The organism is Draconibacterium mangrovi (genome assembly GCF_010586825.1).
Lineage (GTDB): Bacteria > Bacteroidota > Bacteroidia > Bacteroidales > Prolixibacteraceae > Draconibacterium > Draconibacterium mangrovi.
The window spans coordinates 932,438-959,363 of record NZ_JAAAGB010000001.1 but is presented as its reverse complement, the minus strand read 5'-3'; the positions used below and the strand labels follow the sequence as shown (position 1 = coordinate 959,363).

22 protein-coding genes are annotated in these 26,926 nt (G+C 42.3%); 6 read left to right on the top strand and 16 right to left on the bottom strand.

The window, feature by feature from the left end:
- Positions 1-52: 52 nt before the first annotated feature.
- The 3 genes from G4420_RS03830 to argH all read right to left on the bottom strand — a co-directional run bounded on the left by G4420_RS03830 (position 53) and on the right by argH (position 7,747).
- Entirely contained in the window at positions 53-1,537 is a 1,485-nt protein-coding gene (locus tag G4420_RS03830) for a glutamate synthase subunit beta (RefSeq protein ID WP_163322244.1), read from the bottom strand.
- Positions 1,538-1,557: 20 nt separating this feature from the next.
- On the bottom strand, positions 1,558-6,150 hold the full coding sequence (gene gltB, locus G4420_RS03825; RefSeq protein ID WP_204273585.1) for a glutamate synthase large subunit: 4,593 nt from the start codon (positions 6,148-6,150) through the stop codon (positions 1,558-1,560).
- A gap of 265 nt (positions 6,151-6,415) precedes the next feature.
- Positions 6,416-7,747 carry an argininosuccinate lyase gene (argH, locus tag G4420_RS03820; protein ID WP_163322243.1) on the bottom strand — a complete coding sequence of 444 codons (1,332 nt, stop codon included), beginning with the start codon at positions 7,745-7,747 and terminating at the stop codon, positions 6,416-6,418.
- A gap of 304 nt (positions 7,748-8,051) precedes the next feature.
- On the opposite strand from argH, the gene G4420_RS03815 reads away from it, so the two are divergent.
- A complete protein-coding gene (locus G4420_RS03815) occupies positions 8,052-8,708 on the top strand; it encodes a hypothetical protein (RefSeq protein WP_163322242.1) in 657 nt (218 codons plus the stop codon).
- Between the two features lie 44 nt (positions 8,709-8,752).
- Here G4420_RS03815 and G4420_RS03810 read toward each other — a convergent pair whose 3' ends face one another.
- Positions 8,753-9,439, bottom strand: a complete 687-nt coding sequence (locus tag G4420_RS03810; RefSeq protein ID WP_163322241.1) for a hypothetical protein — start codon at positions 9,437-9,439, stop codon at positions 8,753-8,755.
- A 72-nt stretch (positions 9,440-9,511) separates the two neighbouring features.
- On the opposite strand from G4420_RS03810, the gene G4420_RS03805 reads away from it, so the two are divergent.
- The 5 genes from G4420_RS03805 (at position 9,512) to G4420_RS03785 (ending at position 14,988) form a co-directional block, all read left to right on the top strand.
- Positions 9,512-11,146: an ArnT family glycosyltransferase gene (locus tag G4420_RS03805; protein WP_163322240.1), complete on the top strand. Its 1,635-nt coding sequence runs from the start codon at positions 9,512-9,514 to the stop codon at positions 11,144-11,146.
- 566 nt (positions 11,147-11,712) lie between these two features.
- Positions 11,713-12,378, top strand: coding sequence for a TorF family putative porin (locus G4420_RS03800; protein ID WP_163322239.1), 666 nt, complete (start codon positions 11,713-11,715; stop codon positions 12,376-12,378).
- Positions 12,379-12,461: 83 nt separating this feature from the next.
- Complete coding sequence (locus tag G4420_RS03795) at positions 12,462-12,818, top strand: P-II family nitrogen regulator (RefSeq protein ID WP_163322238.1); 357 nt, start codon at positions 12,462-12,464, stop codon at positions 12,816-12,818.
- Between the two features lie 24 nt (positions 12,819-12,842).
- Positions 12,843-14,075 (top strand): ammonium transporter, encoded by a 1,233-nt coding sequence (locus G4420_RS03790; RefSeq protein WP_163322237.1) that lies wholly within the window; start codon positions 12,843-12,845, stop codon positions 14,073-14,075.
- Between the two features lie 295 nt (positions 14,076-14,370).
- A complete protein-coding gene (locus tag G4420_RS03785; protein WP_163322236.1) occupies positions 14,371-14,988 on the top strand; it encodes a DUF4494 domain-containing protein in 618 nt (205 codons plus the stop codon).
- A gap of 88 nt (positions 14,989-15,076) precedes the next feature.
- On the opposite strand, the gene G4420_RS03780 is transcribed toward G4420_RS03785, so the two are convergent.
- The 12 genes from G4420_RS03780 to G4420_RS03725 form a co-directional block, all read right to left on the bottom strand.
- Positions 15,077-15,757: a hypothetical protein gene (locus tag G4420_RS03780; protein WP_163322235.1), complete on the bottom strand. Its 681-nt coding sequence runs from the start codon at positions 15,755-15,757 to the stop codon at positions 15,077-15,079.
- A 226-nt stretch (positions 15,758-15,983) separates the two neighbouring features.
- Positions 15,984-16,601, bottom strand: a complete 618-nt coding sequence (gene hisIE / locus G4420_RS03775; protein ID WP_163322234.1) for a bifunctional phosphoribosyl-AMP cyclohydrolase/phosphoribosyl-ATP diphosphatase HisIE — start codon at positions 16,599-16,601, stop codon at positions 15,984-15,986.
- An 84-nt stretch (positions 16,602-16,685) separates the two neighbouring features.
- Positions 16,686-17,441, bottom strand: coding sequence for an imidazole glycerol phosphate synthase subunit HisF (hisF, locus tag G4420_RS03770; RefSeq protein WP_045026160.1), 756 nt, complete (start codon positions 17,439-17,441; stop codon positions 16,686-16,688).
- Between the two features lie 120 nt (positions 17,442-17,561).
- Positions 17,562-18,293, bottom strand: coding sequence for a 1-(5-phosphoribosyl)-5-[(5-phosphoribosylamino)methylideneamino]imidazole-4-carboxamide isomerase (hisA, locus tag G4420_RS03765; protein WP_163322233.1), 732 nt, complete (start codon positions 18,291-18,293; stop codon positions 17,562-17,564).
- 44 nt (positions 18,294-18,337) lie between these two features.
- Positions 18,338-19,285, bottom strand: a complete 948-nt coding sequence (locus G4420_RS03760; protein ID WP_163322232.1) for an N-acetylornithine carbamoyltransferase — start codon at positions 19,283-19,285, stop codon at positions 18,338-18,340.
- Between the two features lie 66 nt (positions 19,286-19,351).
- Complete coding sequence (locus G4420_RS03755) at positions 19,352-20,602, bottom strand: glutamate-5-semialdehyde dehydrogenase (RefSeq protein WP_163322231.1); 1,251 nt, start codon at positions 20,600-20,602, stop codon at positions 19,352-19,354.
- A gap of 158 nt (positions 20,603-20,760) precedes the next feature.
- Positions 20,761-21,864, bottom strand: coding sequence for a glutamate 5-kinase (gene proB / locus G4420_RS03750; RefSeq protein ID WP_163322230.1), 1,104 nt, complete (start codon positions 21,862-21,864; stop codon positions 20,761-20,763).
- Positions 21,865-21,869: 5 nt separating this feature from the next.
- Positions 21,870-22,667 carry a pyrroline-5-carboxylate reductase gene (gene proC, locus G4420_RS03745; RefSeq protein ID WP_163322229.1) on the bottom strand — a complete coding sequence of 266 codons (798 nt, stop codon included), beginning with the start codon at positions 22,665-22,667 and terminating at the stop codon, positions 21,870-21,872.
- 38 nt (positions 22,668-22,705) lie between these two features.
- Entirely contained in the window at positions 22,706-23,842 is a 1,137-nt protein-coding gene (locus tag G4420_RS03740) for an aspartate aminotransferase family protein (protein WP_163322228.1), read from the bottom strand.
- Between the two features lie 96 nt (positions 23,843-23,938).
- Positions 23,939-24,907, bottom strand: coding sequence for an N-acetyl-gamma-glutamyl-phosphate reductase (gene argC, locus G4420_RS03735; RefSeq protein ID WP_163322227.1), 969 nt, complete (start codon positions 24,905-24,907; stop codon positions 23,939-23,941).
- A gap of 84 nt (positions 24,908-24,991) precedes the next feature.
- The gene (gene argG / locus G4420_RS03730; protein ID WP_045026167.1) at positions 24,992-26,185 is read right to left on the bottom strand and encodes an argininosuccinate synthase; all 1,194 of its coding nucleotides are present in this window, start codon (positions 26,183-26,185) and stop codon (positions 24,992-24,994) included.
- 81 nt (positions 26,186-26,266) lie between these two features.
- Complete coding sequence (locus tag G4420_RS03725; protein ID WP_045026168.1) at positions 26,267-26,920, bottom strand: GNAT family N-acetyltransferase; 654 nt, start codon at positions 26,918-26,920, stop codon at positions 26,267-26,269.
- Positions 26,921-26,926 lie beyond the last annotated feature (6 nt).

Here is a 26,926-nt window from a genome sequence, read left to right as displayed (position 1 = left end):
TTTCAAATTTTAGGCGAGCGAATTTAATCGCTCTTGTCACAGAACAATTGCCTTATGGCAAAACAGTGTCGCCCATTAAGTAAGTATCTACTTCGCGGGCAGCGGCGCGACCTTCGTTAATGGCCCAAACCACCAACGATTGTCCACGGCGCGAATCACCGGCAGCAAAAACCTTTTTAATACTGGTTTTAAACTGGCCGTATTCGGCTTTGTAATTCGAACGTGCATCACGTTCCATATCCATCTCCTCGGCAATTTTATCTTCAGGTCCCAAAAATCCCATCGCCAACAACACAAGGTCGGCTTTAATGTATCTTTCTGTTCCGGGAACCGCTTGTGGCATTCTTCCGCCATTATCGGTTTTTATCCACTCAACCTGAACGGTGTGCAAAGCTTTTACTTTACCGTTTTCACCTTCAATCTTAGTGGTCATTATCGAGTATTTCCGTGGATCTTTGCCTTTTGCCAAAATAGCTTCATGCTGGCCGTAATCGGTTTTTTCATTGCCGGGCCATTCGGGCCATGGGTTTGCGTCGCTGTTGCGCTCTTTTGGTGGCTGAGGCATAATCTCCAACTGAGTTATGCTTTTGCAACCATGACGAAGCGATGTGGCTACACAGTCGGTACCGGTATCGCCACCACCAATTACAATTACGTTTTTATCTTTTGCCGAGATGTAATTTCCATCTTCCAGTTTACTGTCGAGCAAACTTTTTGTATTGGCTTTCAGAAACTCCATAGCGAAGTGTACGCCCTTCAGCTCACGGCCTTCAACATTCAGGTCGCGTGGTTTTGTAGCTCCGGTAGTTAAAACAACCGCGTCAAAATCGTCGAGCAACTTTTTGCTGCGAATGTCTTTTCCAACTTCGGTATTGGTTTTGAAAATAATTCCTTCTGCTTCCAAAATATCAACACGGCGTTGTACCACGTTTTTATCCAGTTTCATGTTCGGAATACCGTACATAAGCAAACCGCCGATACGGTCGTCGCGTTCGAAAACAGTAACGGTATGACCTGCTTTGTTCAGCTGAGCTGCACACGCCAGTCCGGCAGGACCCGATCCAACAACGGCAACTGTTTTTCCGGTGCGCGATTCCGGTGGTTCCGGAACCACCCAGCCTTGCTCGAAACCATTGTCGATAATGGTTCGTTCGTTGTCGTGAATGGTAACAGCCGGTTCGTTAATTCCCAACACACAACCTGCTTCGCAAGGTGCAGGGCAAACTCTTCCTGTAAATTCAGGAAAGTTATTGGTGTGGTGAAGTCGCTCCAGTGCATCTTTCCAGCGACCTTTGTAAATCAGGTCGTTCCACTCCGGAATCAGGTTGTAAACCGGACAGCCCGAAGCTCCGTTGTGCAATAATGCTCCGCGATGACAGAATGGAACACCGCAGTCCATGCAGCGAGCACCCTGTGTTTCACACGTTTCTTTATCGCGTAATATGTATACCTCGTTCCAATCTTTAAGGCGTTCCTCAATTTTTCGTGTTGGATTGGAAACTCTTTTATATTCTAAAAATCCTGTTGGCTTTCCCATGTCTTAGCGTCTATAAAAAATTACAAATTGGCCAGATGCATATCAAATGCGGCATCAATTACATCCGACTCTTTTTCGTATTTACCCGTCTTACGGGCCTCTTCAATGTACGTCAGCATTCGTTTGTAGTCGGTAGGAATTACTTTTACAAACTTGCCTATTGTCTCCTCCCAATCGGATAGAACATATTCTGCAACAGTTGATTCTGTTTTATCCTTATGCTTCTGAATCATTGCTTTCAGTTCTTCCTGTTCAGCTTTATCCGTAACTCTTTCCAGTTGAATCATTCCTTTGTTGCAAAGACCTGGGAATGTTCCGTCGATATCGAGCACATAAGCAACTCCACCCGACATACCGGCACCAAAGTTTCTTCCTGTTTTTCCAAGAATAACTGCTTTTCCTCCTGTCATGTATTCGCAGCCGTGGTCGCCAATACCTTCAACAACAACTTGGGCTCCCGAGTTACGAACACAGAAACGTTCGCCGGCAATACCGCGGATATAAGCCTCGCCGTCTGTTGCTCCGTAGAAACAAACGTTACCTACAATGATGTTTTGTTCCGGAATGAACTGTACGTTTTTGGCCGGATAGATGGCTAAATGACCACCGGATAATCCTTTCCCGAAATAGTCGTTCGCATCTCCTTCAATCTCCATCTCAATACCTTTGCAAACAAATGCACCGAACGATTGTCCAGCAGAACCTGTCATCTTGAAATGAATAGTTCCGTCGGGTAATCCTTCTCCTTTATGTACTTTGGTTACTTCGTGCGACAGAACGGTACCAACACTTCGGTTGATATTTTTTATCTCGAATTCTGCGGCTACTTTTTCACCGTCTGTTATCGCTTTTTGCGCGGCTTCAACAAGTTTCCAGTCAAGGATTTCTTCCAACTGGTGATCTTGTTTTTTGCTGCAGTAAAGACCTTCTTCCGCACCCATTTCTTCTTTATAAAGAATCGGGCTCAGGTCAAGTCCTTTATATTTCCAGTGATCAATGTCGTCTTTAAATTTCAGACACTGCGACTGACCCACCATTTCGTTAATGGTGCGGAAGCCCAGTTCGGCCATGATCTCACGAAGACCTTCAACAAGGAATGTGAAGAAGTTTACAACATGATCAGGATTTCCTTTGAATAAACCACGCAGGCGCTCGTTTTGAGTAGCTACTCCTACCGGACAAGTATTGCTGTGGCATTTACGCATCATGATACATCCTTCAACCACCAGTGCCATTGTTGCCACTCCCCACTCTTCTGCACCAAGTAAAGTTGCAATAGCAAGGTCGCGCGATGTTTTCATCTGGCCATCAGACTGCACCACAATACGGTTACGCAAGCGGTTGCGAACCAACGTTTGGTGTGTTTCCGACAATCCAAGCTCCCAAGGCAATCCTGCATGTTTGATCGAACTAACCGGTGACGCTCCTGTTCCTCCGTCGTATCCTGAAATCAGTACGGCATCGGCTTTTGCTTTACAAACACCGGCGGCAACAGTTCCAACACCTGTTTCAGAAACCAGTTTCACGTTGATACGTGCATCGCGGTTACTGTTTTTCAGGTCGAAGATCAGCTGTGCCAAATCCTCAATCGAATAAATATCGTGGTGCGGTGGAGGAGAAATCAATCCTACACCCGGAGTTGAGTTACGTGTGCGTCCGATCCATCCATTTACTTTATGACCCGGAAGGTGACCGCCTTCACCCGGTTTTGCTCCCTGCGCCATTTTTATCTGAAGCTCTTTCGCCATGCTCAGGTAGTAGCTGTTCACACCGAAACGTCCTGATGCGATCTGCTTGGTAGCTGAACACATATCGTCGCCATTTGGCAACTTGGTGTAACGAATCGGGTCTTCACCACCTTCTCCCGAGTTTGATTTTGAACCAATGCGGTTCATGGCAATGGCCAGTGTAGTGTGTGCTTCCCACGAGATTGAACCAAACGACATTGCTCCCGTAGCAAAACGGGTAAGAATGCTTTCTGCCGGTTCAACTTCGTCGAGCGGAATCGACTGGCGGTCAGAAGTAAAGTCCATCAATCCGCGTAAAGTGAATGCGGCTTTGGCCTGATCGTCAACTACACTACAGTATTTTTTATATTTCTCGAAATCGTTCTTTCTTGTTGCTTCCTGAATCAGTTGAATCGCTTCAGGACTCAGCAAGTGACGTTCGCCATCTTTACGCCAGTGGTATTCGCCACCCGGCTCCAGTACTTTTGCTCCGCCCTGGCGGGTTGGGAATCCCTGACGATGACGCATCATTGCTTCTTTGGCAATGTCGTCAAGACTAAGACCTTCAACACGACTAACGGTTCCGGTAAAGTACTTGTCAATTACTTCCTGCTTGATTCCAACAGCTTCAAAAATCTGTGCTCCCTGGTACGATGCCAATGTTGAAATACCCATTTTCGAGAATACTTTCAACAGTCCGCCGCCAATGGCTTTCACGTAGTTTTTTATTGCCTGATCTTTGGTAATGTCTCCTAAAGCACCTTCATCAACCAGATTCTTGATGGTATCAATTGCCATGTAAGGATTTACGGCAGAAACACCGTAGCCCAGCAAAGTGGCAAAATGGTGTACTTCGCGCACATCTCCGGCTTCCATAATAATGTCGGCTTTTCCACGCTTTCCAACACGGATAAGGTGGTGGTGAACAGCCGAGGCTGCCAGTAACGAAGGAATCGGCGCATGGTCGGTGCTAACCGCAAAGTCGGAGAGCAAAATGATTGAATAAGCTTCATCAATCGCATCTTCAACATACTGACACAAACGTTCCAATTTGGTTTCCAGCGTTCCTTCTTTTCCATCGGCGTGGAAAACAATACTGATCTTTTTCGTTTGGAAATGCGTGTGATCCACGTAGGCCAGTTTAATCAACTGCTCGTTGGTTAAAACAGGCTGGTGAACTGCAATTCTACGACAATGTTCAGGCGACTCCGTCAGAATATTTTTAAAACCTCCCAGATAGGTTCTCAAATCCATTACAATACGCTCCCTGATCGGGTCGATTGGCGGATTGGTTACCTGGGCGAATAATTGTTTAAAGTAGTGCGACAAATGCACCGGGCGATCAGAAAGTACAGCCAGCGGATTGTCAGCTCCCATCGAGCCTAGTGCTTCGCTTCCGTTCATCGCCATTGGTTTCAGGATCACCTCAATATCTTCGTGGGTGAATCCAAAAGCCTTCTGTCTTTTAAATACGGTTTTTTTATCCGGCTCTTTTAATTCCAGGTCAGGAATAAAAGGAAGTTCGTCCAGGTAAGTCATATTTTCTTTAACCCATTCGCCATACGGTTGGCTTGAGCAAATTTCAGCTTTAACTTCTTCGTCAGAAATAATGCGGCCTTGTTCCAAATCGGCAACAAACATTTTGCCCGGTTGCAAACGACCTCTGATTTTTACCTGATCGTGCGGAACATCAATTGCACCGGTTTCTGACGACATTATTAATGTATCATCTTCGGTAAGGCAATAACGTGACGGACGCAATCCGTTACGGTCGAGTGTTGCTCCAACCAATACACCATCAGTAAAACATACCGATGCCGGACCGTCCCATGGTTCCATCATTGCAGAATAGAATTCGTAGAACTCTTTCTTTTTCGGATCCATATCCGGATTATTTTGCCATGCTTCAGGGATAAGCATCATCAGTACGTGTGGTAACGATCGTCCGCTTAACACAAGCATTTCAATGGCCATATCGAGGTTGGCACTGTCCGAATCGCGGATGTCGCAAATCGGGAAGATCATTTCCAACTCTTCCTTCGTAAATGCCGAGCACTCCAAAAGCACTTCGCGGGCACGCATCCAGTTAATGTTACCCTTGTTGGTGTTGATTTCGCCGTTGTGCGCAATGTAACGGAAAGGCTGCGACAGTTTCCACGAAGGGAAAGTGTTGGTAGAAAAACGTGAGTGTACCAATGATATGGCACTCACTGCCAACGGATTTGTTAGGTCTTTAAAATATAACGAAACCTGCTCGGTTGTTAACTGACCTTTATAAATAATGGTTTTATATGAACACGAAATGATATTCATTCCGTTGTATCCAATTCCGGCAACTGACTCGCGAACCAATTTTTCAGTGTATTTCCTGAAAACAAAAAGTTTGCGGTCGAACTCTTCCACCGACATACCATCAGGTTTCCCAATGAACAATTGCTGTACATATGGTTCTGAAGCCAAAGAATCGCGTCCCAGGTCAGAATTGTCAACCGGAACTTTGCGATAACCCAAATAGGGTAATCCAAACTTCTTTAGATTTCGTCCGATAATATCTTTACACTCTGAACGTTTTCGGTCCTCTTTTGGGAAGAAAATCATGGCCACGCCATATTCGCCAAACTGAGGTAATTTAATGTCCTGTTTCGGACATTCTTCCATGAAAAGTTCGTGTGGAATTTGTAGTAATATCCCTGCACCGTCACCGCTTTTAATATCAAACCCGGTACCCCCGCGATGTTCCATACGAGCCAGCATCGACAAAGCATCAGAAATCACATTGTGTTTCTTTCTGCCCTTTAGGTTTGCTACAAACCCGATACCACAACTCCCATGTTCAAATTCAGGGCGGTACAATCCCTTTGCTACAGGTTCTTTTGTCTGCATCATATTTTCCTTTCTCTTTAAAATTCGCACTAGTGCAGTAATTGGCGCTGTCAAAACCGATTCACTGCTAAACTGTAAGTGAAAATCCCGTTTTTACTTACGAAGTGAAATCAAAAATAATCAAAGAGGTGTGTATTCGCAATCTTAATAGGTGTAAATTGTGTTTAATAACATACAATTAACCTTGAGAAAAATCATAAAAAACTTAATCCTTTGCCAGTATTTTATATGATTCTGACATTTGTTAGGTTTCAAATAGGTTGAAATCTTATTGAAGCAGGTTCTTTTTTGCTTCCTCTATTTTGTTAAATAGAAATTTTTTAATGATTTCCTCTTTCTTATTTGAAATACTATCCAAACATAAATTTCCGATGCTCCCTTCGTGGCTATGGTCTACGCATTTTTCGGGCGTAAAGTTTCCCTCTTCAATTTGAGCGCCAACTTGTTTGTAAGCTTCGCGAAATGGAATTCCCTGCAATACAAGTTTATTAACTTCTTCAACGCTAAAGAGGTAATCGTATTTGCTGTCGTTAAGAATTTCGGTGTTTACCGACATCTTATTGATGGCCAGACTAACAATATTAAGGCAGTCGTTCATTTCTTTAAACGAAGGCAGAAATACTTCTTTTACCATTTGCAAATCGCGGAAATAGCCGCTGGGCAAATTGTTGATGATTAAGCTGATTTGTGCCGGAACACCTTGCAATTTGTTGCAACGGGCACGGGTGAGCTCAAAAACATCAGGATTTTTTTTGTGGGGCATAATGCTCGATCCTGTAGTAAATTCGGTAGGCAGGCTTACAAAATTGAAATTCTGGCTCATGAACAAACAAACATCGTAAGCCAGTTTTGATAATGTTCCGGCAATGTTCGCTAAAGCAAACGAAACAATCTTTTCAACTTTACCTCTTCCCATTTGCGCATAAACCACATTATAGTTCATGCTTGCAAAGCCGAGCAGGTCGGTTGTCATTTGGCGGTTAAGCGGGAACGACGAACCATAACCGGCTGCCGACCCCAATGGGTTTTGATTGGTAATATTAAAAGCCGACAAAAGCAATTCTAAATCGTCAGACAAACTTTCGGCATAGGCGCTAAACCAAAGTCCGAACGACGAAGGCATAGCCACCTGCAAGTGGGTGTAGCCCGGCATTAAAATGTGTTTTGTTTGTTCGGCACGTTTTAGCAGAATATCGATAAGGCCCGAAGTTGTTTCGGCGATTTCTTTAATGGCATCGCGGGTAAACAGTTTCAGGTCGAGTAAAACCTGGTCGTTGCGCGAACGTCCGCTGTGTATTTTTTTGCCAAGGTCGCCCAATTTCTCGGTAAGCATAAATTCAACCTGAGAGTGTACATCTTCAACACCTTCTTCTATCGTGAATTCGCCTTTTTCGGCAATAGCATAAAGACTTTTCAACTCGGACAGAAGCGTTGGAAGCTCATCTTTTTCGATTAGCCCAACCGATTCGAGCATAGTTACATGTGCCATCGAGCCCAAAATGTCGTGTGTTGCCAAAAACAGATCCAATTCGCGGTCTTTACCAACAGTAAATTCTTCAATTGCTTTGTTAACAGGTGTACCTTTATCCCAGAGTTTCATATTAAAATAGTTGGAAGACGGAAGGCAGAAGACGGAAGATGAGAACCTGAATGCAGCCCTGTCGCTTCAATTAATATTAATAACTGCAAAGATAAAATTTCAAATGAAAGCTTCTTTTAATTTACGGGAACTAAAGCTAATTAATAACATGCAAAACAGAGATATAAAACCCGGCAGGGAAAATTGGCATCAGATATGCCAATTTGAAAGAGATTTTTTTGGCTGAATATTATTAGATTTGCACTTCATTATTGATATCTCTGATGGCGCTGTTGTTGGGGGTGTTGCCGGAAAATTTTAAACAATGAAGAAAGTATTATTGATTATATCTTACCTGATTATTGCTGTCGCTTTATACTCGGCAGCAAGTTTCTATTTTAATTACGATTTTTGCCACACAATGGTAGCCGAAGATGGCCCGCTTGAAAACCTGACTGCTTTGGGTTTATTGCTGATATCGGTATTGTTTGCTATTCGTTTATTTAAGCAGTATAAGGACCGGAATAAACTTTGGGTGGCTTTAAGCCTGATAATTGTTGTCGGTGCATTTTTCGGTTTTGGTGAAGAAATTTCCTGGGGGCAAAGGATATTCTCTGTGGAGACTACAGGTTTTTTTGCACAGCATAATTTTCAGGGCGAAACCAATTTGCATAACCTGGAGATAGGAGGCGTAAACCTGAATAAACTGATTTTCTCGACCGGGCTGGTAGTTGTTTTCGGAACTTATTTTGTTTTAACACTTCTACTGTATAAAAAGTGGCCGTTCTTCACTCGTACAATTGATCTGTGGGGCATTCCTGTTCCAAAAATCAAATACTCGGTGCTGATATTGGTCTGTACAGGTATAGTTTTGCTCATTCCCGAGAGACGAATTTGGGAGCTGTGGGAGGCTATATTTGTTACCGTTTTACTTTTGGTATTTCTCGATCCTTACAACCCGAAAGAGAAACTTCTTTCTTAAAAATAACCTTTTCAGAAAATTGAAGCTTCCGGCGAGATACAATATTAGCTGGTTAAACTAATATTTTTAATGTTTTTTGCCGGATTAATCAGAATTAAGAAAAGGATTCCGGATAGGGCGAGTTCATGTAGTTCACTTTCTTTAATCAAATTTATGGCCAGCGGAATAAAGGTGTTAACGGCCAGTAACACTATAATATGATGCAGCCGTGGAATCGGAACTCCATAATCAACAACCAGTTTGCGAATGGCTTTTACTTTCCAGGTGAGTATTGGTAGTATAATAAAGTAGCTGATTAGCGCAACAAACATCAGATTTGAAAAGATGAGGATGTTTAAATCTACTCCACCAATTTCAAGGTTGTGCAAATTGGTTTCGCCCTGGTAATTGTTTTGCATAAAATATTCGCCGGATTCGATCGAAAATATCCTTTGTCCCCAGGAAATTTCTTCGCCAAAGCCAAAAACAAAAACGAATGAAGCAAGAGCGTTAAAGAATATTTTTTTCTGGCTTTTCTCTTTTCCGGCTCTAACTGCCTTTGTGGCAAAAAGGATGGCTCCCAAAAGCAGAAAAAGCGCTGTTAGGTATTCTACCCAGCCATCTTCGCGAATAACTTTATCAAACGCTTCCTGTCCAAAATTGCTTTGGCTTTTTCCATATGCCACAAAACCAATAATCACGGCATAAACTATAATGTCGAGAATTGTAATCCACGAAATATTTTTCTTCATTTGTATTCAAATTAAAAATGTGGGCGTAAAATTAGTATTTTTTGTTTTCGCGCTTGCTATAATTCATCGCTAATGAATGATCGACGTATATACTTTGCCGTTCCTGTTCTCCTTCTTTTGTTTGTAATTCCGGCCTTACCGGTTCTTTTGGTTGGAAATGCTGCTAAATATGCAGAGGTTGGCCGCGAGATGCTGATGAACCACGACTGGATTAACCTGACTATTGGCGGTGATGCTTATGAGCAGAAACCTCCTCTGCTGTTTTGGATTGCAGCGGTAACTTTCAAATTGTTCGGTTTCTCGATACCGGCCTATAAATTGGCAGTTCTATTGTTTTCGTTCATCGGAATTTATTCGACCTACCGGTTGGGTAAACTTTTTTACGGCAAAGAAACCGGTTTGCTGGCAGCCTTTTTTTGGATATCGTCTTTGGGGTTCCAACATTTTAACAACGATATACATACCGATACTTTATTGGCCGACTTTGTGGTTTTTTCGGTGTGGCAGTTTTCGGCGTATTTAAAAAGCCATAAATGGCACAATTTTTTGCTTGGTGCAGTTGGCGTTGGTTTGTCGATGTTGGCAAAAGGCCCTGTGGGAGTCGTAATCCCTGCTGCAGCAATTGGCGGTACAATGCTCGTGCATAAACAATGGAAAGAAATATTTAACTACCGTTGGCTGATTGCCCTGGTAATTGTGGGCATTATGATTTTGCCTGCAATGGTTGGGTTATTAAACCAGTTTGGACTTGGGGGAATCAAGTTCTACTTTTGGACCAATAATGTTGGGCGTGTTACCGGTTCGTATCACGGAAGCGGTGCCGATTATTCTTTTTATCTACATACATCGTTATATGTGTTATTACCCTGGAGCATATTTATGGTTTATGGTTTTATTAAAGAAGCCAGAAGCCTGAATGGCTTACGAAAAAATAAAACCGGAGATTTTGAGGTCGTAAACATTTTTGCAATTGTGGTTTATTTGGGAATTCTGTCGGTAGCCAAACAGCAAAATCCACACTACATGCTTTCGGCAGTTCCTTTTATGTATATAATTACTGCTAAATGGACCGTGCGTTTATTTTCTTCCGAAGAAAGATCGAAAACCAGAAATTTAGTTGCAATAATAAATAAAGTAATTGCAGTTGTCGGTCCTATTATATTATTACTATTGCCTGTTGTGGTATTCCCTGAAAAACGCTTGTGGTTTTGGGGTATCTACGGGGTCCTTTATGCCGGGTTAGTGTTGATGGTTGTAAAAAGGATTAATTTGCAGAGGCAAATTGTTATGCTAACATTCACCATTGCCATAATGCTGTTTACTGTTAATGTAAACATGTTACCCAATATGCTGAAGTTTCATACTTCGATTGAGGCTGCAGAAATTTTTAATGAGAAGGCTCCTGAAAACTCAACACTGAGTATATATACCGAGCAGGCCAGACTTTGGAATTTGTTTCTGTATTCAAAATCTCCGGGCAAATATCTTGTCGAAAAAGAAGACCTGGAAGCATTTTTACCAAAGCCGGGGGCATGGATATATACCTCGGAAGCGGGATATAATGATATGCTTGAAATGGGATTAAACATGAATGTGGTTAAGAAATTCACAGAACACAAACCGTTGACCGGGCAATCGGCGAGGTTTTTAAATCCAAAAACCAGGGCGAGCAGATTTAATACCATGTATCTTGTTGAGTTAAGATAGGTAAATCAAAAACAAAATATTTCTTCCTCCCCGGTTTCAAAAGAAAAACTAAACGATCAGTTTTAATCTTTTGCACACTCGAAGTAAAATATCGCAAGGGAATCATTTTTAATAGTAAAAATGGTTCCCTGGTGTTGGTTTTATATGTCTGTGTCTATTAAATAATAAACTTCCATACTTCAATGTGATGAAAATCTGCATCTTTCTTTGGGGCGGTATTCATCGTCCTTTAATTAATCCAAGATCTAATAACAATAAAAGGCATTAGTTATTTAGTGTTCTGTGCTTCGAATTGGGCGTTTTGGTGTAAAAACGGCAACAAAACATGTGTATATCTATCAAAAAGGTAAAATAAGGTATCAAATATTAATAATTTGTTAAGCGAATTAACATGTAGCCTGTAAACGAGGGTAAGAATGGAAAAAAGTATATTTATTTGAAACAAGAAATAAAAAACAGAGGGTGCAGGATGAAAAAGTGCATAAAAAATAAAAGCACCCCCGTTTAAATAGGACAGACAAGATTTAAAATTAAAAATAGCAGTTTAACTTTTAAAATTTACGATTATGAAAAAGACACTACTGATTACAGCAAGTTTGTTATTACTTTTTGTTGTATCAATTTCGAATGTTAAAGCTCAGGAAGTGAGCACAGGTTTAGACATTTACAGTAGTTATTTATGGCGTGGTGCCAAGTTTGGAACAGGGGCAGCTTTTCAGCCCGGAGTTGAGTTTAGTGCAGGTGGATTTGCCATTGGTGCATGGGGATCATACAGCACAGGTTCTGAAGAAGCAGCTGAGGCCGACCTTTACATGGGTTATGGTTTCGATTTAGGTGAAAATGCTTCGTTAAGCTTTACCTTGACCGACTACTACTTCCCAGGATCAGACTGGACCGAAGGAGAATCGCACTACTTCGAACCTATGGTTAGTTTGGGTGTTGGTGCTTTTACTTTCACTGCAGCTTACATGGAAGGACTTGGAGATGATGAGATCAACACTACAAGCGACTTGTATCTTGAAGCAGCAGTTTCTGCAGGTCCGGTTGACATTACTCTTGGTGGTGGCGACGGTCAGTACACTGACGATGGCGATTTCAACATCTGTAACATCATGGTTGGAACTTCAAAAGAAGTACAGATTACCGAAAGCTTTACTCTGCCGGTTTCAGGAGCAGTTATGCTGAATCCATCAACCGGAGGATTCCACATTGCAGTTGGTATTTCACTGTAAAGAGAAGATATTTTGATATGAAACGAGTCCGTATAACTCGGACTCGTTACATCTTATAATCAAAACAAATAATATTAAATAAGATGAAAAAAATTGAAGCAGTAATACGCAAATCAAAATTTGAAGAGGTAAAAGACGCGCTGTATGAAGCAGGCATTGAATTCTTCTCTTTCTGGGATGTAAGAGGAGTTGGCCAGGCTCGCGAAGGTCGTGCTTATCGTGGTATTGTTTACGATACCAGTACAATTGAAAGAATAAAATTATCCATTATCGTTCGCGATAAAAATACAGATAAAACAATTCAGGCCATTTTAGGATCTGCCAGAACGGGCGAGATTGGTGATGGTAAGGTGTTCGTTATTCCTATCGAAGAATCATACCGAATCAGAACCGGCGAACATGGCGATGAATCACTTTTTATTAAAGGAAAAGAAGAGTAGTAACTGAAAAAAGATTAGATTATCATGGAAGAAACTTTGCAAGGCCTACAAATAGGTATAGATAATATGTGGTTATTGGTTGCTGCATTTCTGGTAATGTTCATGCAACCTGGATTTGCCCTGGTAGAGGCAGGTTTTACACGATCGAAAAACACCGCGAACATTTTAATGAAAAACCTGATGGACTTTTCTATCGGTTCGATATTATATTGGGTTATCGGTTTTACCATTATGTATGGAGACTCAATCGGAGGATTCATCGGAACACCTGACCTGTTCTTTATGAGCGACGGTTTTGGCGATAATTATTCTGATTATGCCGACTTGTTCTTCCAAACTGTATTTGCTGCAACTGCTGCAACTATTGTTTCGGGAGCAATGGCTGAAAGAACAGAATTTAAAGCATACTTAATTTTTAGTATTGTAATTACCGTAATTATTTACCCAATTTCAGGTCACTGGACATGGGGTGGTGGTTGGTTAAGCCAACTTGGATTCCACGATTTCGCCGGTTCATCTATCGTACACTCTGTTGGTGCATGGGTTGGTTTAGCTGGTGCGGCTATTATTGGACCTCGTATTGGAAAATATAAAAAAGACGGAACTCCGACTGCAATTCCTGGTCACAACCTGGCTTACGGAGCACTTGGTGTATTTATCCTGTGGTTCGGATGGTTCGGATTTAACCCTGGATCTCAATTAGCAGCTGCCGGTACTGATAACGCTGTTGCCATTGGTCATATCGCTGTAACTACTAACCTGGCTGCTGCAGCTGGTGCTGTTACTGCAATGATGGTTGCATGGTTCCGTTACAAACGTCCATCACTTTCAATTTCATTGAACGGTGCATTGGCCGGTTTGGTGGCCATTACTGCTGGTTGTGATGCCGTGAATCCGATGGGAGCATTATTCATCGGTATTATTGCTGGTTTCATTCTGCCATTCGCAGTTGAATTTATCGATAAAGTATTAAAAGTTGACGACCCTGTAGGTGCTATTTCAGTACACGGTGTTGGTGGTGCTTTTGGTACACTGGCTGTTGGTTTATTCTCTACTTCTGAAGGTTTATTCTACGGTGGTGGAGCAAAATTACTGGGTATTCAGGCTATAGGTGTGGCAGCATTCTTCGCTTGGGCATTTGGTTTAGGTTTGGTATTATTCTTCATCCTGAAGAAAGCAAATATACTGCGCGTTTCTAAGCGCATTGAAGAAGAGGGCCTCGATGTTTACGAACATGGTGAGAGTGCCTACAACTAATAATCTTCTTCAGCTTTTAAGTCTGTAGCTGTCTGTTTGTGGCCCCGTCGTTGGGCGGGGCCATTTTTCTTTTCAACTACACGACTCGAAAAAATAGAACATTAACTGCACATAATATATTTCGTTTTACGTAGAATTAAGGTCAAGGGTAGTTATTAGTTAGTTTAGTTAGATTAAAAGAATCGGAGACCGACTGCAATTTGTAGTCGGTTTTTTGTTGATAAATATGCAGGGTTTTGAGTTAAAGTATTTGAGGCTTATGTATTTTTGTCACTTCTTAAAAATTGTAGAAATTATGATGCAAACTTGGTTCGAGAGTAAAGTAAAATATATGAAAGTTTCCGAGAGCGGAAGCGAATCTATGGTAACAGAAAACTTTTTGTTGGATGCCGTATCGTACACTGATGCCGAAACAAGGATTATTCGGCAAATGCAACAAATGGTTCGGGGTGGCGAGTTTACCATTGTCGATATTAAGAAATCGCGGATTGCGGAAGTTTTTCCTTACGAAAACGGGGAGTGGTGGTTTAAAGCTACCATTAACCTGGTAACAATTGATGAAGAGGCCGGAAAAGAGAAAAAGATTCGTGCTTATTACCTGATTATGGCCGACGATATAAAGGAGGCACTTAACCGTTTGGATGAAAGTTTGGAATACCTGGTAATTCCTTTTGTCGTTACCTCGTTGGCGGTTAGTCCGATTGTAGATGTTTTTCCATATAATCCAGAGGAAGCACAAATCCCTGAAGGTTTTGTTCCGTTGGCCGAGGCGAAAAAGAATCCGATCTTTACTGACGGTGTAAATCCGTTCACCGAAGAAGAGCAGGAAGTTGTTTCATCTGACGAGGAGATTGAAGCTACAGACGCTCCGGAAGAAACAGAAGATTCGGACGACGAAGAAACGGAAGAATAGTATAAAAAAATTGCAGTCCGCCTGTAAAAAATGTGCAGGCAGACTGCATTTCGAATTAATTATTAAGTAGTTGACGAAAAAAAAGTCGTTATAAGTTCACCATTACTTTGTAGTAATTGAATTTGCAACGCATTTTCGGATCGAACTGGTAATAGGCAATTGCAATCCGGCAAATGTCTTGTATTGTTTCGTAAATCTGGGCAACTTCTTTTTTGCCGTAATTATCCAACTCGGTATCTCCTTCCAAAGCAATAAAAAAGTCTTCGAACTGACTGATCCGGTTGGCACAAACAAGAATCTTGTCGAATAAGGAATCTGGAGTTCCTTTTTCACTGATCTTTTGCCTTATACCTTCGTTTAAATTGGCGGCAAATGTTTTTAGAAATTTAAACAGACTAATGTGGTCGCCGTTTTTGGCATCGCTGAAATAATCGGAGTAACCGGTGGTTTGGAAGAATTCTTTTAGAAAGGCTTTGTCTTTTTTAAAGTCGACTTTTACGGATGCTCGAAGAACCTTTAGGTGTTGAAGGCCTTCAACCATAATCTCGTGCCATTCGCGATAGCGTTCATCTTCCAAAACATCCAGATTCTCAGCGTAGTGTTTATCAATGGTGTCGTCGATCCACACCATTAAGGATGTTGCGAATTCCGGATCCCATTCTTTTCGCAGAATCGATAACTCGTAGATGTTTTCTTTAAAGGTTTTTGCAATTTGTTGACAAGCTAAAATGGTGGCGGTACTGGTAGGACAAATGGTTAATGTTTCCATAAAAGCGGTTTTTTGTAGTTAGAAGATATAACAAAGCTACGGAGTACCGCTGAGATATGCCTAATTGTAAACTGGTAATATACAATGTTTTATAACTATGTTATGGAACAATGTTTCATAACTGTGTTCTATAATATGTTTATTGACCTCAGTTAAAAAGTAGTTTTTTAATTTAAAGGGGAGGGGAAAAAGTATCAACGTTCTTAATCTGTTGAAAAACAGTGCTTTATTTGTGCCTTTTTTTGAGCTCGCGAACCACGTCCTCAATGCGATAACCTTTATGAGTAAGCAACACCACTAAGTGATAAAGCAAATCGCCGGCTTCGTACATAAAATTCTCATCATCGTTTGCCATAGCTCCAATAATGGTTTCAACAGCTTCTTCGCCAACTTTTTGCGTAATTTTTCGTGTTCCTCTTTGAAATAAAGAAGTTGTGTACGAACCTTCCGGCATTTCGGCTTTGCGTTTGTCGATAAAATCCTGCAGGTAGCTAAGGAATTGAATATCGTTGCCTGTGTTTGATTCTTCAAAGCAGGTATCGTCGCCTTTGTGGCAAACCGGTCCAACAGGATTTGCTTTTATAAGCAGTGTGTCGTTGTCGCAGTCAATGGCAACTGAAACAACATCCAGAAAATTTCCCGATTCCTCGCCTTTGGTCCACAGGCGGTTTTTGGTGCGGCTAAAAAACGTTACTTTACCAATCTCCTGTGTTTTGGCAAGCGCATCTTCGTTCATAAAACCAAGCATCAAAACATTTTGCGTTTCTGCATCCTGAATGATCGCCGGAATTAGCCCGTCCATTTTATTGAAATCGATTTTTGAAATATCTGTTAGCTGTCTCATAATCTTTTGTCAGAAGTCCGTGGCCGGAAGCCCGGAGAAATTTTTAATTCAGTAATTGTGTTGCGAAGTTACTATTTTGATTGGCTATCGAACAACAATGCCTTTTTCTTTTAAGTATTTCTTAAGAACCGGAATTGGAATTTCGTTATAATGAAAGATGCTGGCTGCCAGTCCGGCGTCGGCTTTGCCTTTTGTAAAAACATCAACAAAATGCTCTTCGGCGCCTGCGCCACCCGATGCAATGATCGGAATCTTCAGCATATCTGCCATTTTCGAGAGCTCTTTATTGGCGAATCCATTTTTTGTTCCGTCGTGGTTCATCGAAGTAAAAAGTATCTCTCCGGCACCGCGGTCTTCGGCTTCTTTGGCCCACGAAAAAAGTTCTTTATCGGTTGGAATTCGGCCTCCGTTTACGGTAACTGTCCAATGCTCGTTCTCATCGCCGCGTGCATCTATGGCAACCACTACAAACTGGCTTCCAAAATTCAGCGCCAGGTCGTCGATTAGTTTTGGATTACGAACTGCCGATGAGTTGATGGAGATTTTATCGGCACCTGCAGCCAAAAGTTTTTCTGCATCGCTCAATTCGCTGATTCCGCCACCAACTGTAAACGGTATATTGATGTGCGCTGCAATCCGTTTTACAAGTTCTACAAAAGTTTTTCGGCCTTCGTGTGTCGCTGTTATATCCAGAAAACACAGTTCGTCGGCACCTTCGGCAGCATATTTTGCGCCCAGTTCTACAGGGTCGCCAACTTCTTTAATGTCCACAAAATTAATTCCCTTAACGGTTTGTCCGTTGCGGATATCGAGGCATGGTATTATTCGTTTTGCAAGCATTTTTATTAGTTACGAGATCTTAGTTACGAGTTACGAGTAGGTCATTCCGAACTTGTTTCGGAATCTTTATCAAGAAGATGCAGAAACCGTTAATTGACGGAAATCATGACAACTTCACAACTACGCAATAAATTGCTCAATTTCTTTCAAAGTTATGCGATTTTCATAAATGGCTTTTCCGGTAATCACGCCCGGAACGCCCATTTCATCTAATTTTAATATGTCGTCCATGGTGGCAATTCCGCCACTGGCAATAATTTCCACTTTGGGGAGTGTTTTCATAATGTCGGCGTACAGTTCAAAAGAGGGGCCGCTCAACATTCCATCGCGGCTAATATCCGTTGAAATTACTTTCATGATTCCCTGTTTGTGGAATTCTGAAATAAAATCGATAACTCCTAGTTCAGTGGTTTCCAGCCAGCCGCTTACAGCAATGTTGCCGTCTTTTGCATCGGCACCCAGAATGATCTTTTCGCTACCGAATTTCGCCAGCCAGCTCAGAAAGGTTTCCTTTTCTTTTACTGCAATACTTCCGCCGGTAACCATTGCTGCGCCTGAATTAAAGGCGATTTCCAAATCTTCATCCGATTTCAGTCCACCGCCAAAGTCGATCACTAAATTGGTCTTGCCGGCAATGGTTTCCAGTACTTTGTAGTTTACAATGTGCTTGGCTTTTGCCCCGTCCAAATCAACGAGGTGTAAACGTGTGATTCCTGCATCTTCAAACATTTTGGCCACCTCCAGCGGGTTCTCATTGTACACCGTCTTCTGGTTGTAATCGCCCTGAGAAAGTCGCACACATTTGGCATCAATCAGGTCGATGGCAGGAATTATTTCTATTTTTTTGGTCATGTTATTCGTTTCTCTCAATCCGTAAGGCCGCAAAGGTAGCAGAATTAAGCATTTTCAAGAATCATTTTCAATACTGCCTGTGCAGTAATTTCGCGGTTGTAGGCTTGTTCAACTACAATTGAATTCGGGCTGTCGATAACGCCATCGGTAACCACCATGTTACGGCGCACCGGTAAGCAGTGCATAAATTTGGCATCGTTTGTTAAAGCCATTTTTGCTTCATCAACCGTCCAGCTCATATCTTTAGATAGAATCTGGCCATAATCGGTGTACGATGCCCAGTTTTTTGCATAAATAAAATCAGCACCATCAAAAGCTTTTTTCTGATCGTACTCAACTTTTACATCGCCCATAAATTCAGGTGCCAGTTCGTAACCTTTCGGGTGAGTAACCACCAGTTCGTAATCGGTTTCGCGCATCCACTCCACAAACGAGTTTGGCACGGCCTGGGGTAAAGCACGCGGGTGTGGTGCCCAGGTAAGAACTACTTTGGGCTTTTCCACTTTTTTGTGTTCTTCAATGGTAACCAGGTCGGCAAAACTTTGCAGCGGGTGGCGGGTGGCGGCTTCCATGCTTACCACCGGAACGCCTGCATATTCAACAAACTGGCTCAGTATTTTTTCAGCATAATCGTCTTCGCGATTTTCGAATTTTGCAAAAGCACGCACACCAATTACATCGCAATATTTACCAATAACCGGGATGGCTTCGCGCAGGTGCTCGGCATTTTTACCGTCCATAACCACGCCCATTTCCGATTCCAGCTGCCAGCTGTCTTCGTTTACGTTCATCACCATGGTGTTCATGCCCATATTCTGGGCAGCTTTTTGGGTGCTGAGACGTGTACGCAAACTTGAGTTAAAAAATACCAAAACCATAGTTTTGTTTTTTCCCAGGTGCTGAAATCCAAATTTGTTATTTTTTACTTCGAATGCGGTTGCCAGCGCTTTTTCAATGCTGGGAATATCTTTTACTGATGTGAATTTTTTCATAATTTAAAAGTTGGAAGTCTGAAGTCGGAAGCACGAAGCTCTAACGTCAAACTTAGTTTTGATTTTTTATTTTGGTCTTACTTGTCCGTTTCCTTCAATAATCCATTTATAGCTGGTCAATTCTTCCAGAGCCATCGGCCCGCGGGCGTGTAATTTTTGTGTGCTGATGCCAATCTCAGCTCCCAGTCCGAATTGTGCTCCGTCGGTAAAAGCAGTAGAGGCGTTGGAATAAACGGATGATGCATCTACCATTTTCCGGAATTTCTCAATTCGCTCCTGGTTTTCAGTAATGATGGCCTCACTGTGTTTTGAAGTATATTTATTAATATGTTCCAATGCTTCATCAAAAGAACCCACTGTTTTTACCGACATTTTCATCGATAAGAATTCTGTTCCGAATGATTCTTCAGTTGCCTCAAACAAAAGCTCTGCCGGATAAACCGATTCTATTTGTTTGTATGCTTTTTCGTCGGCATAAATTACCACCTGTTCTTCCGAAAGTTTTTTGGCAAAATCGTTCAGCTCATTCAATCGGTTTTCGTGAATTACCAAACAATCCAAGGCATTACAAACTGAGCAACGGCGGGTTTTGGCGTTGAAAATAATCTCGCGGCCTTTTTCTGCGTCGCCAAATTCATCGAAATAAGTGTGGCATATTCCGGCACCGGTTTCAATTACCGGAATGGTAGCATTTTCGCGAACAAAGTTTATCAACCCCTGGCTACCGCGTGGAATGATCAAATCGATGTATCCGTGGGCCCGCAACATTTCGTTGGTTTCTTCGCGCCCGGCAGGAAGGAGTGTTACTGTATTTTCGTCGAAACCGAATTTCTTAAGTACATCGCGAATAATGGAAACAATGGCCTGGTTGGAGTAAATGGCATCGCTGCCACCTTTTAAAACACAGGCGTTTCCAGACTTAAGGCACAAGGCAAAAACATCGAAAGTAACATTCGGGCGGGCTTCATAAATTATCCCAATTACACCAAACGGCACCGTAACTTTTTTAATTTTTAATCCGTTTTCGCGAACCGTTTCCTTTAAGGTTTTTCCAACCGGACTTTCAAGGCCGGCAACATTCTCCATGTCGGAGGCAATGGCTTCAATTCGTTCTTCTGATAATTTAAGCCGGTCGAATTTCGGATCTTCAGGATCCATACGATCCAGATCTTTTTGATTCTCGGTAAGAATAAATTCCGACTTTGCCCTCGCTTCGTTTGCCAGCTCCAGCAGCAGCTGTTTAACCTGGTCGTCGTACACCAGGTTTAATTTGCGCGATGCTTCTAACGTTTTTTTTAGCTGTTGTTCTATCTTCATAGTCAATGGTCTTTCAACGAAAAACCCTCTCCCGGGGGAGGGAGAGGGAGCTCAGAATATGTTCAAATTAAGGCATCAAAAAAAAGGGAGTAAGGGTAGTTTATCGTGGTAGACAAACTTCGTTAAAGGTTACTCTGAGCTATTTTTATATTTCTATATTAATGTTTTGTTGTTTTATATTCTAAATACAAATAATCGTAATGTACTACCGGTTTTTGCTTGTCGGATTGTTTCTCCTTCTTAATTTTTTCCGAGCCGTACGAGGCTTTTCCCATGCCGACAAACTCGCCGTTTATACCTGTTATTTTTATTAAATCTCCTTTTTTGAATTCGCTTTCAATTTTTTCAATTCCCACCGGAAGCAGGCTTACGGCCTTATCTGAAAGCAGTGCCTTTCGTGCTCCTTCGTTGATTTGTACCTCTCCTTTTGCAAAACCATCGGAATAACCGATCCATTTTTTTACTCCGCTTGATGGTTTCTGGTTAGGTACGAAAAAAGTGTGCTTTAGGTTTTTCGATTTGTCGAGCAGATCGATAAGAATATTGGTGCGGGTTCCGTTGGCAACATGAACCCCGATTCCATCGCCGGCCACTTTTTTGGCAATTCGAAATTTGGTAAGCATTCCGCCGCGGCCAAATTCTGATCGTTCAGGCGAAATTGCATCCTCCGGGCCTTTGTCGCTTACCTGAATACGCTCAATCAGTTCGGCTCCCTCGCTATCGGGATGAGCGGTGTAAACACCATCGATATTGCTGAGTATGACCAGTGCTTCGGAATCTACCATCGATGCAATCAACCCCGACAGTTCGTCGTTATCGGTAAACATTAGTTCGGTTACCGAGATGGTATCATTTTCGTTTACAATCGGTATCACTTTGTTTTCAAGCAAGGTAGTGATACAGTTTTTCATGTTCAGGTAATGCCGGCGGCTCGAGAAATTTTCCTTGGTGGTAAGTACCTGGGCGCAGGTGAGACCTTCTTCGTGGAAAAAGTCAGAATAACGCGATATTAATTTTACCTGACCCAGTGCAGCCCATAACTGTCGTTGCGATACGGCGTCCGACTTTTTTGTTTCTTTCATTACCGCGCGGCCTGCAGCAACTGCCCCCGACGATACCAAAACCACCTCAACGCCATTTTTTTGCAGATGAGCAATTTGGTCAACCAGGTGGGCAATGCGCGCCACATTGAGCGTTCCGTCGGATTTGGCCAGAACATTACTGCCTACTTTTACTGTTATTTTCTTGTAGCGGGTCTGCACAGTTTTTAGTTGTCTTTTATTTTTTTGTACGAGGCCAGAACTCCCTGAATCAGTGACGAGCTAAAGCCTTTATGTTCCATTTCGTTTAGTCCGGTAATGGTTACGCCCATTGGTGTGGTTACTTTGTCGATCTCTCTTTCGGGGTGATGTCCCGACTGTAGCAGCAATTCGGTCGCACCTTTTACTGTTTGTGCGGTGATGAGCTGTGCCATTTCGGCGCTAAACCCAATTTCGATACCACCTTGCATAGCTGCACGTATATAACGTAGCGCATAAGCAATACCACACGATGAAAGTACAGTTGCAGCTGCCATCAGTTCTTCAGGAATCTCAATGGTTTTTCCCAGTTTGTCGAACAGTTCAACAACATACTCGCGGTAGGGTTCGGTGTTGCCGTTTGCCGAAATACAGGTTAGTGATTCCTGTAAAGCAATTGCGGTGTTGGGCATTACCCTGAAAATAGGAATGTCGTTTCCGGCCATTTCACCCAAAGCGTCAATACCTACTCCTGCAACAATGGAAATAAAAATTTTCTCCGGCGACAAAATGGGTTTCAGGCTGTTAATTACTCCCTCAATATGATAGGGTTTTACGGCTACAATAATCACATCAGCATCTTTTGCCGCATCGATATTGTTTTCGTAAGCACTAATTCCCAGGTCGCTCATGTTTTTGAGCGTAGCTTCTTTTCTGTCGGAAACGGAGATATTGCTTGCTTCAACTGAGCCCGATTTTAAAAGACCAAGTGCAATGGCACCTCCCATGTTTCCTACCCCGATTATTGCTATTTTTTTATTTTCCATTTTGTCGAATTTAGAAAATGTCGTGTTCAAATCATTTTTTATTCAGCGAACGAGCCAAGTACTTCTGCAAACGCTGCTAAAAAGGTGTCGGCTTGTTCGGTTGTAAGGCTGAGCGGTGGCAACAGCCTGATAATATTTTGCCCTGATACGCCGGTGAAAATCCCGTAATCGAAAAGCAATTTCTTACGAATTTCGGCAATTGGTTGCTTAAATTCCAAACCGATCATCAATCCTTCACCTCTGATCTCAAACGCAGCATCAATTGCCGCCAATTTATCCATCAGGTAATTTCCAACTGTTTCGGCATTCTCAACCAGGTTTTCGTCTTTCATTACGTCGAGAACAGCAATGGCAGCAGCACAAGCCAGGTGATTACCGCCAAATGTGGTTCCGAGCATACCAAACCACGGCTCAATTTCCGGCTGTATCAGTACGCCTCCAATCGGAAACCCGTTACCCATTCCTTTGGCCATTGTAACAATGTCGGGTTTTATATCAGTATGCTGGTAGGCGAAGAATTTTCCGCTTCGTCCGTATCCCGACTGAATTTCGTCAAGAATCAGAACGGCCACATATTTTTCGGTCAGTTGTTTTAGTTTAGTCAGGAATTCGGTATCGGGAACGTAAATCCCTCCAATTCCCTGAATTCCTTCAACAATTACAGCCGCCACATCGCCTTTTTTCAATGCTTCTTCCGTTGCGTCAATGTCGTTGAAGGGCAGGATTAGTGCATTGTCTGTTTCGTTAACAGGAGCAATAATTTTCGGATTATCGGTAATGGCTACCGCAGCCGAAGTACGCCCGTGGAAACCTTTTTTATAAGAGATAATTTTCTTTTTACCGGTTATAAAAGAGGCCAGTTTCAGTGCATTCTCGTTGGCCTCGGCACCCGAGTTACAAAGAAACAACTGGTAATCTTCGCAACCCGATTGTTTGCCTAATTTCTCAGCCAGTTCCTTTTGTAAAGGATTCTGAACCGAGTTGGAATAAAATCCAATTTGCTGAAGTTGTTTGCTTATCTTTTCAACATAAGTTGGGTGGCTGTGCCCGATTGAAATTACCGCATGACCGCCGTAAAGATCGAGGTACTTCATCCCATTCTCATCCCAAACATAACAGCCTTCTGCCTTAACAGGAGTGATGTCGAAAAGTGGATATACGTTAAATAGTTCCATTCGTTTGTGATTGGAACGCTGATGACGCTGATTTAGTTGATGTGCACTGATCTTTTTAGTGAGAATCTACAAAATCTGTGTTATCTGCGTTCAGTTTTAAAATGCTACCGGTTTTAAGTTGAGTCCGGTTTTCTCATCCAGGCCAAACATCAGGTTCATATTCTGAACTGCCTGTCCGGATGCGCCTTTTATTAAATTGTCGGTTAAGCTGATTATTACCAGTTTGTTACCGTGTTTTTCCAAATAAATTACGCCTTTGTTGGTATTTACTACCTGTTTTACTCCGGGGTTTTTGTCGGTTACAAAAACGAACGGGTGATCGGCGTAGTAATCCTTGTATATTTCGTTGGCTTCTTCAAGCGAACCGTCAAATTTTGTATAACAGGCAACAAAAATACCGCGTGTGTGGTTTCCGCGAATCGGTACAAAGTTGAAATCTTTCTCAAAATCGGGTTGCAATTGTTTCAGACTCTGAATGATCTCGCCTTCGTGCTGGTGCTCGAAAATTTTGTATGCTGAAACATTACTGCTTCGCCAGCTAAAATGCGAGGTTGCCGTTGGTTTTTGCCCGGCACCGGTTGATCCGGTAATGGCCTGGACATGGATTTCATCCTGCAACAAATCATTCGCCGCAAGTGGCAACAGTGCCAGTTGAATGCCTGTGGCAAAACATCCCGGATTCGCAATTCGTTCTGATGATTCAATTTCTTCGCGGTTTAATTCAGGTAAACCATAAACAAAGTCATTGCCTTCTCTTTTTAGTCTGAAGTCGTGGCTTAAGTCGATAATTTTCAAATATTGTGGGAAAGTATTTTTCTCCACAAATTCGATCGACTTGCCATGCCCCATGCAAAGGAAAATAACATCCACCTCATCAAAAGGTATTTGGTCGGTGAATTTGATATCGGTTTCGCCCAGCAAATCAATGTGTACATCCGAAATCAGGTTGCCCGCATTACTGGTGCTTTGCACAAAACCAATTTCTGCTTGCGGATGATTTAATAAGATTCTCAACAGCTCTCCGGCGGTATATCCGGCTCCTCCTATAATTCCAACTTTAATCATTTGATTAACGATTGTAGATTAACGATTTTTGATTTCAGATTTTTCCTTCTAAAATCAGTATTCGTTAATCATCATTCAACATTCTTACAAGTTCCCGTTTACTTTATTGTAGATTTTTAGTGAGTTCGCTAAGATTTTGGTAAATCCTTTTACATCGTCAGCAGTCCAGGCTTCAACCGTTTCGCCGTATTGGCCAAATCCTGAATTCATTAAATCATGCTCCGATTCAATACCAACCAGCTCGAAGTTGTAAGGTCTAAGCTTTACGATCACTTTTCCGGTTACATTTTCCTGAGTTGATTCAAGGAAATCTTCGATGTTACGCATCACCGGCTCCTGGTACATGGCTTCGTGCAGGAACATGCCGTACCAGTTGCCCAACTGCTCTTTCCAGTACGATTGCCATTTGGTCAACGTGTGTTTTTCCAACAGGTGGTGTGCTTTAATCGTAATTAGCGGAGCAGCAGCCTCAAAACCAACGCGGCCTTTAATGCCAATTATGGTGTCGCCAACGTGAGTGTCGCGGCCAATGGCATATTTCGATGCTACATCTTCCAATGCACGAATCACATCGGGACCGTTTTCGTAAAATTCACCGTCGAGCGAAACCAATTCCCCTTTTTCAAAACCCAATTCAATGGTTTTGGGCTCGGTAGCTTCCAGTTGACTTGGATAAGCTTCTTCAGGAAGATTTTTGTCAGTGGTCAATGTCTCTTTTCCGCCAACGCTGGTTCCCCAAAGTCCCTGGTTAATGGAATATTCCATTTTGGTGAAATCGGCCTCGAAACCGTATTTTTTCAGGTAATCAATTTCGTACTGACGGGTGAGTAACATATCACGGGTTGGCGTAATGATCTCAATCTCGGGAGCCAATACCTGGAAAGTCAGGTCGAAACGAATCTGGTCGTTTCCTGCACCGGTACTACCATGAGCAATGTATTGAGCACCAATTTCTTTTGCATACTCGATAATGGCGATGGCCTGAAATGCTCTTTCTGAACTTACAGAAATAGGGTAGGTGTTATTACGCAGTACATTGCCAAAAACCATGTAGCGAATACATTTTTCGTAATACTCGTTAGTTACGTCGAGCGTAATGTGCTCAACTGCGCCCAGCGCCAGCGCACGTTCTTCAATGGCTTTTAACTCCTCGTCGGAGAATCCGCCTGTGTTGGCAATTGCTGTATAAACATCATAACCTTTTTCTTCTTTCAGGTATTTTACACAAAACGATGTGTCTAAACCTCCGCTAAATGCCAGTACTAATTTTTTACTCATGTCTCAATATCTTTAAAAGAGTGACGGCGTTTGTTATTCCACTTAAGTCTGTAGCTGTCTGTCGAATAGCGAGCCGCCACTCTACTTATTTTTATCTGTTATTTTCTTTTTCGCAACGCCTACAAAACGTTTTGGCAGAAGATCGAGCAGGCTGCGTTTCTTAATTCCGTTTCCGTTGGCGTATGTTGGTTTTTCCCATGCCGGATCGTAAAGCATTCCTGTGCACAGGCATTTTGTTCGCCCGGTGCGCTCTAAAATATCGTGGTTAACACATCCCTGGCAGCCTTTCCAAAACTGGTCGTCTAAGGTTAATTCCGAAAATGTTACCGGACGGTAGCCAAGTTCGTGGTTAATTTTCATTACCGCTAAACCGGTAGTTAAACCAAATATTTTTGAATTCGGATATTTCTTACGCGAAAGCTCGAAAGCCTTTTTCTTAATCGCTTTTGCAAGCCCTATTCCACGGTATTCTTCACCAACAATTAAACCCGAATTGGCCACAAAACCTTTTTCTTGCCAGGTTTCTATGTAGCAAAAACCGGCAAAGGTGTCTCCTTCAAGGGCAATAATTGCTTTTCCCTCTTTCATTTTCGAAGAGAGGTATTCAAATGTACGACGTGCAATACCGGTGCCCCGTTGTTTCGATGCACTGTCGATAGCGTCGTTTATGTCGTCGATGAATTTCAGGTGATTTTCGTCGGCAATTAAAACTTTAATATTTTCTAAACTCTTCATCCTTCG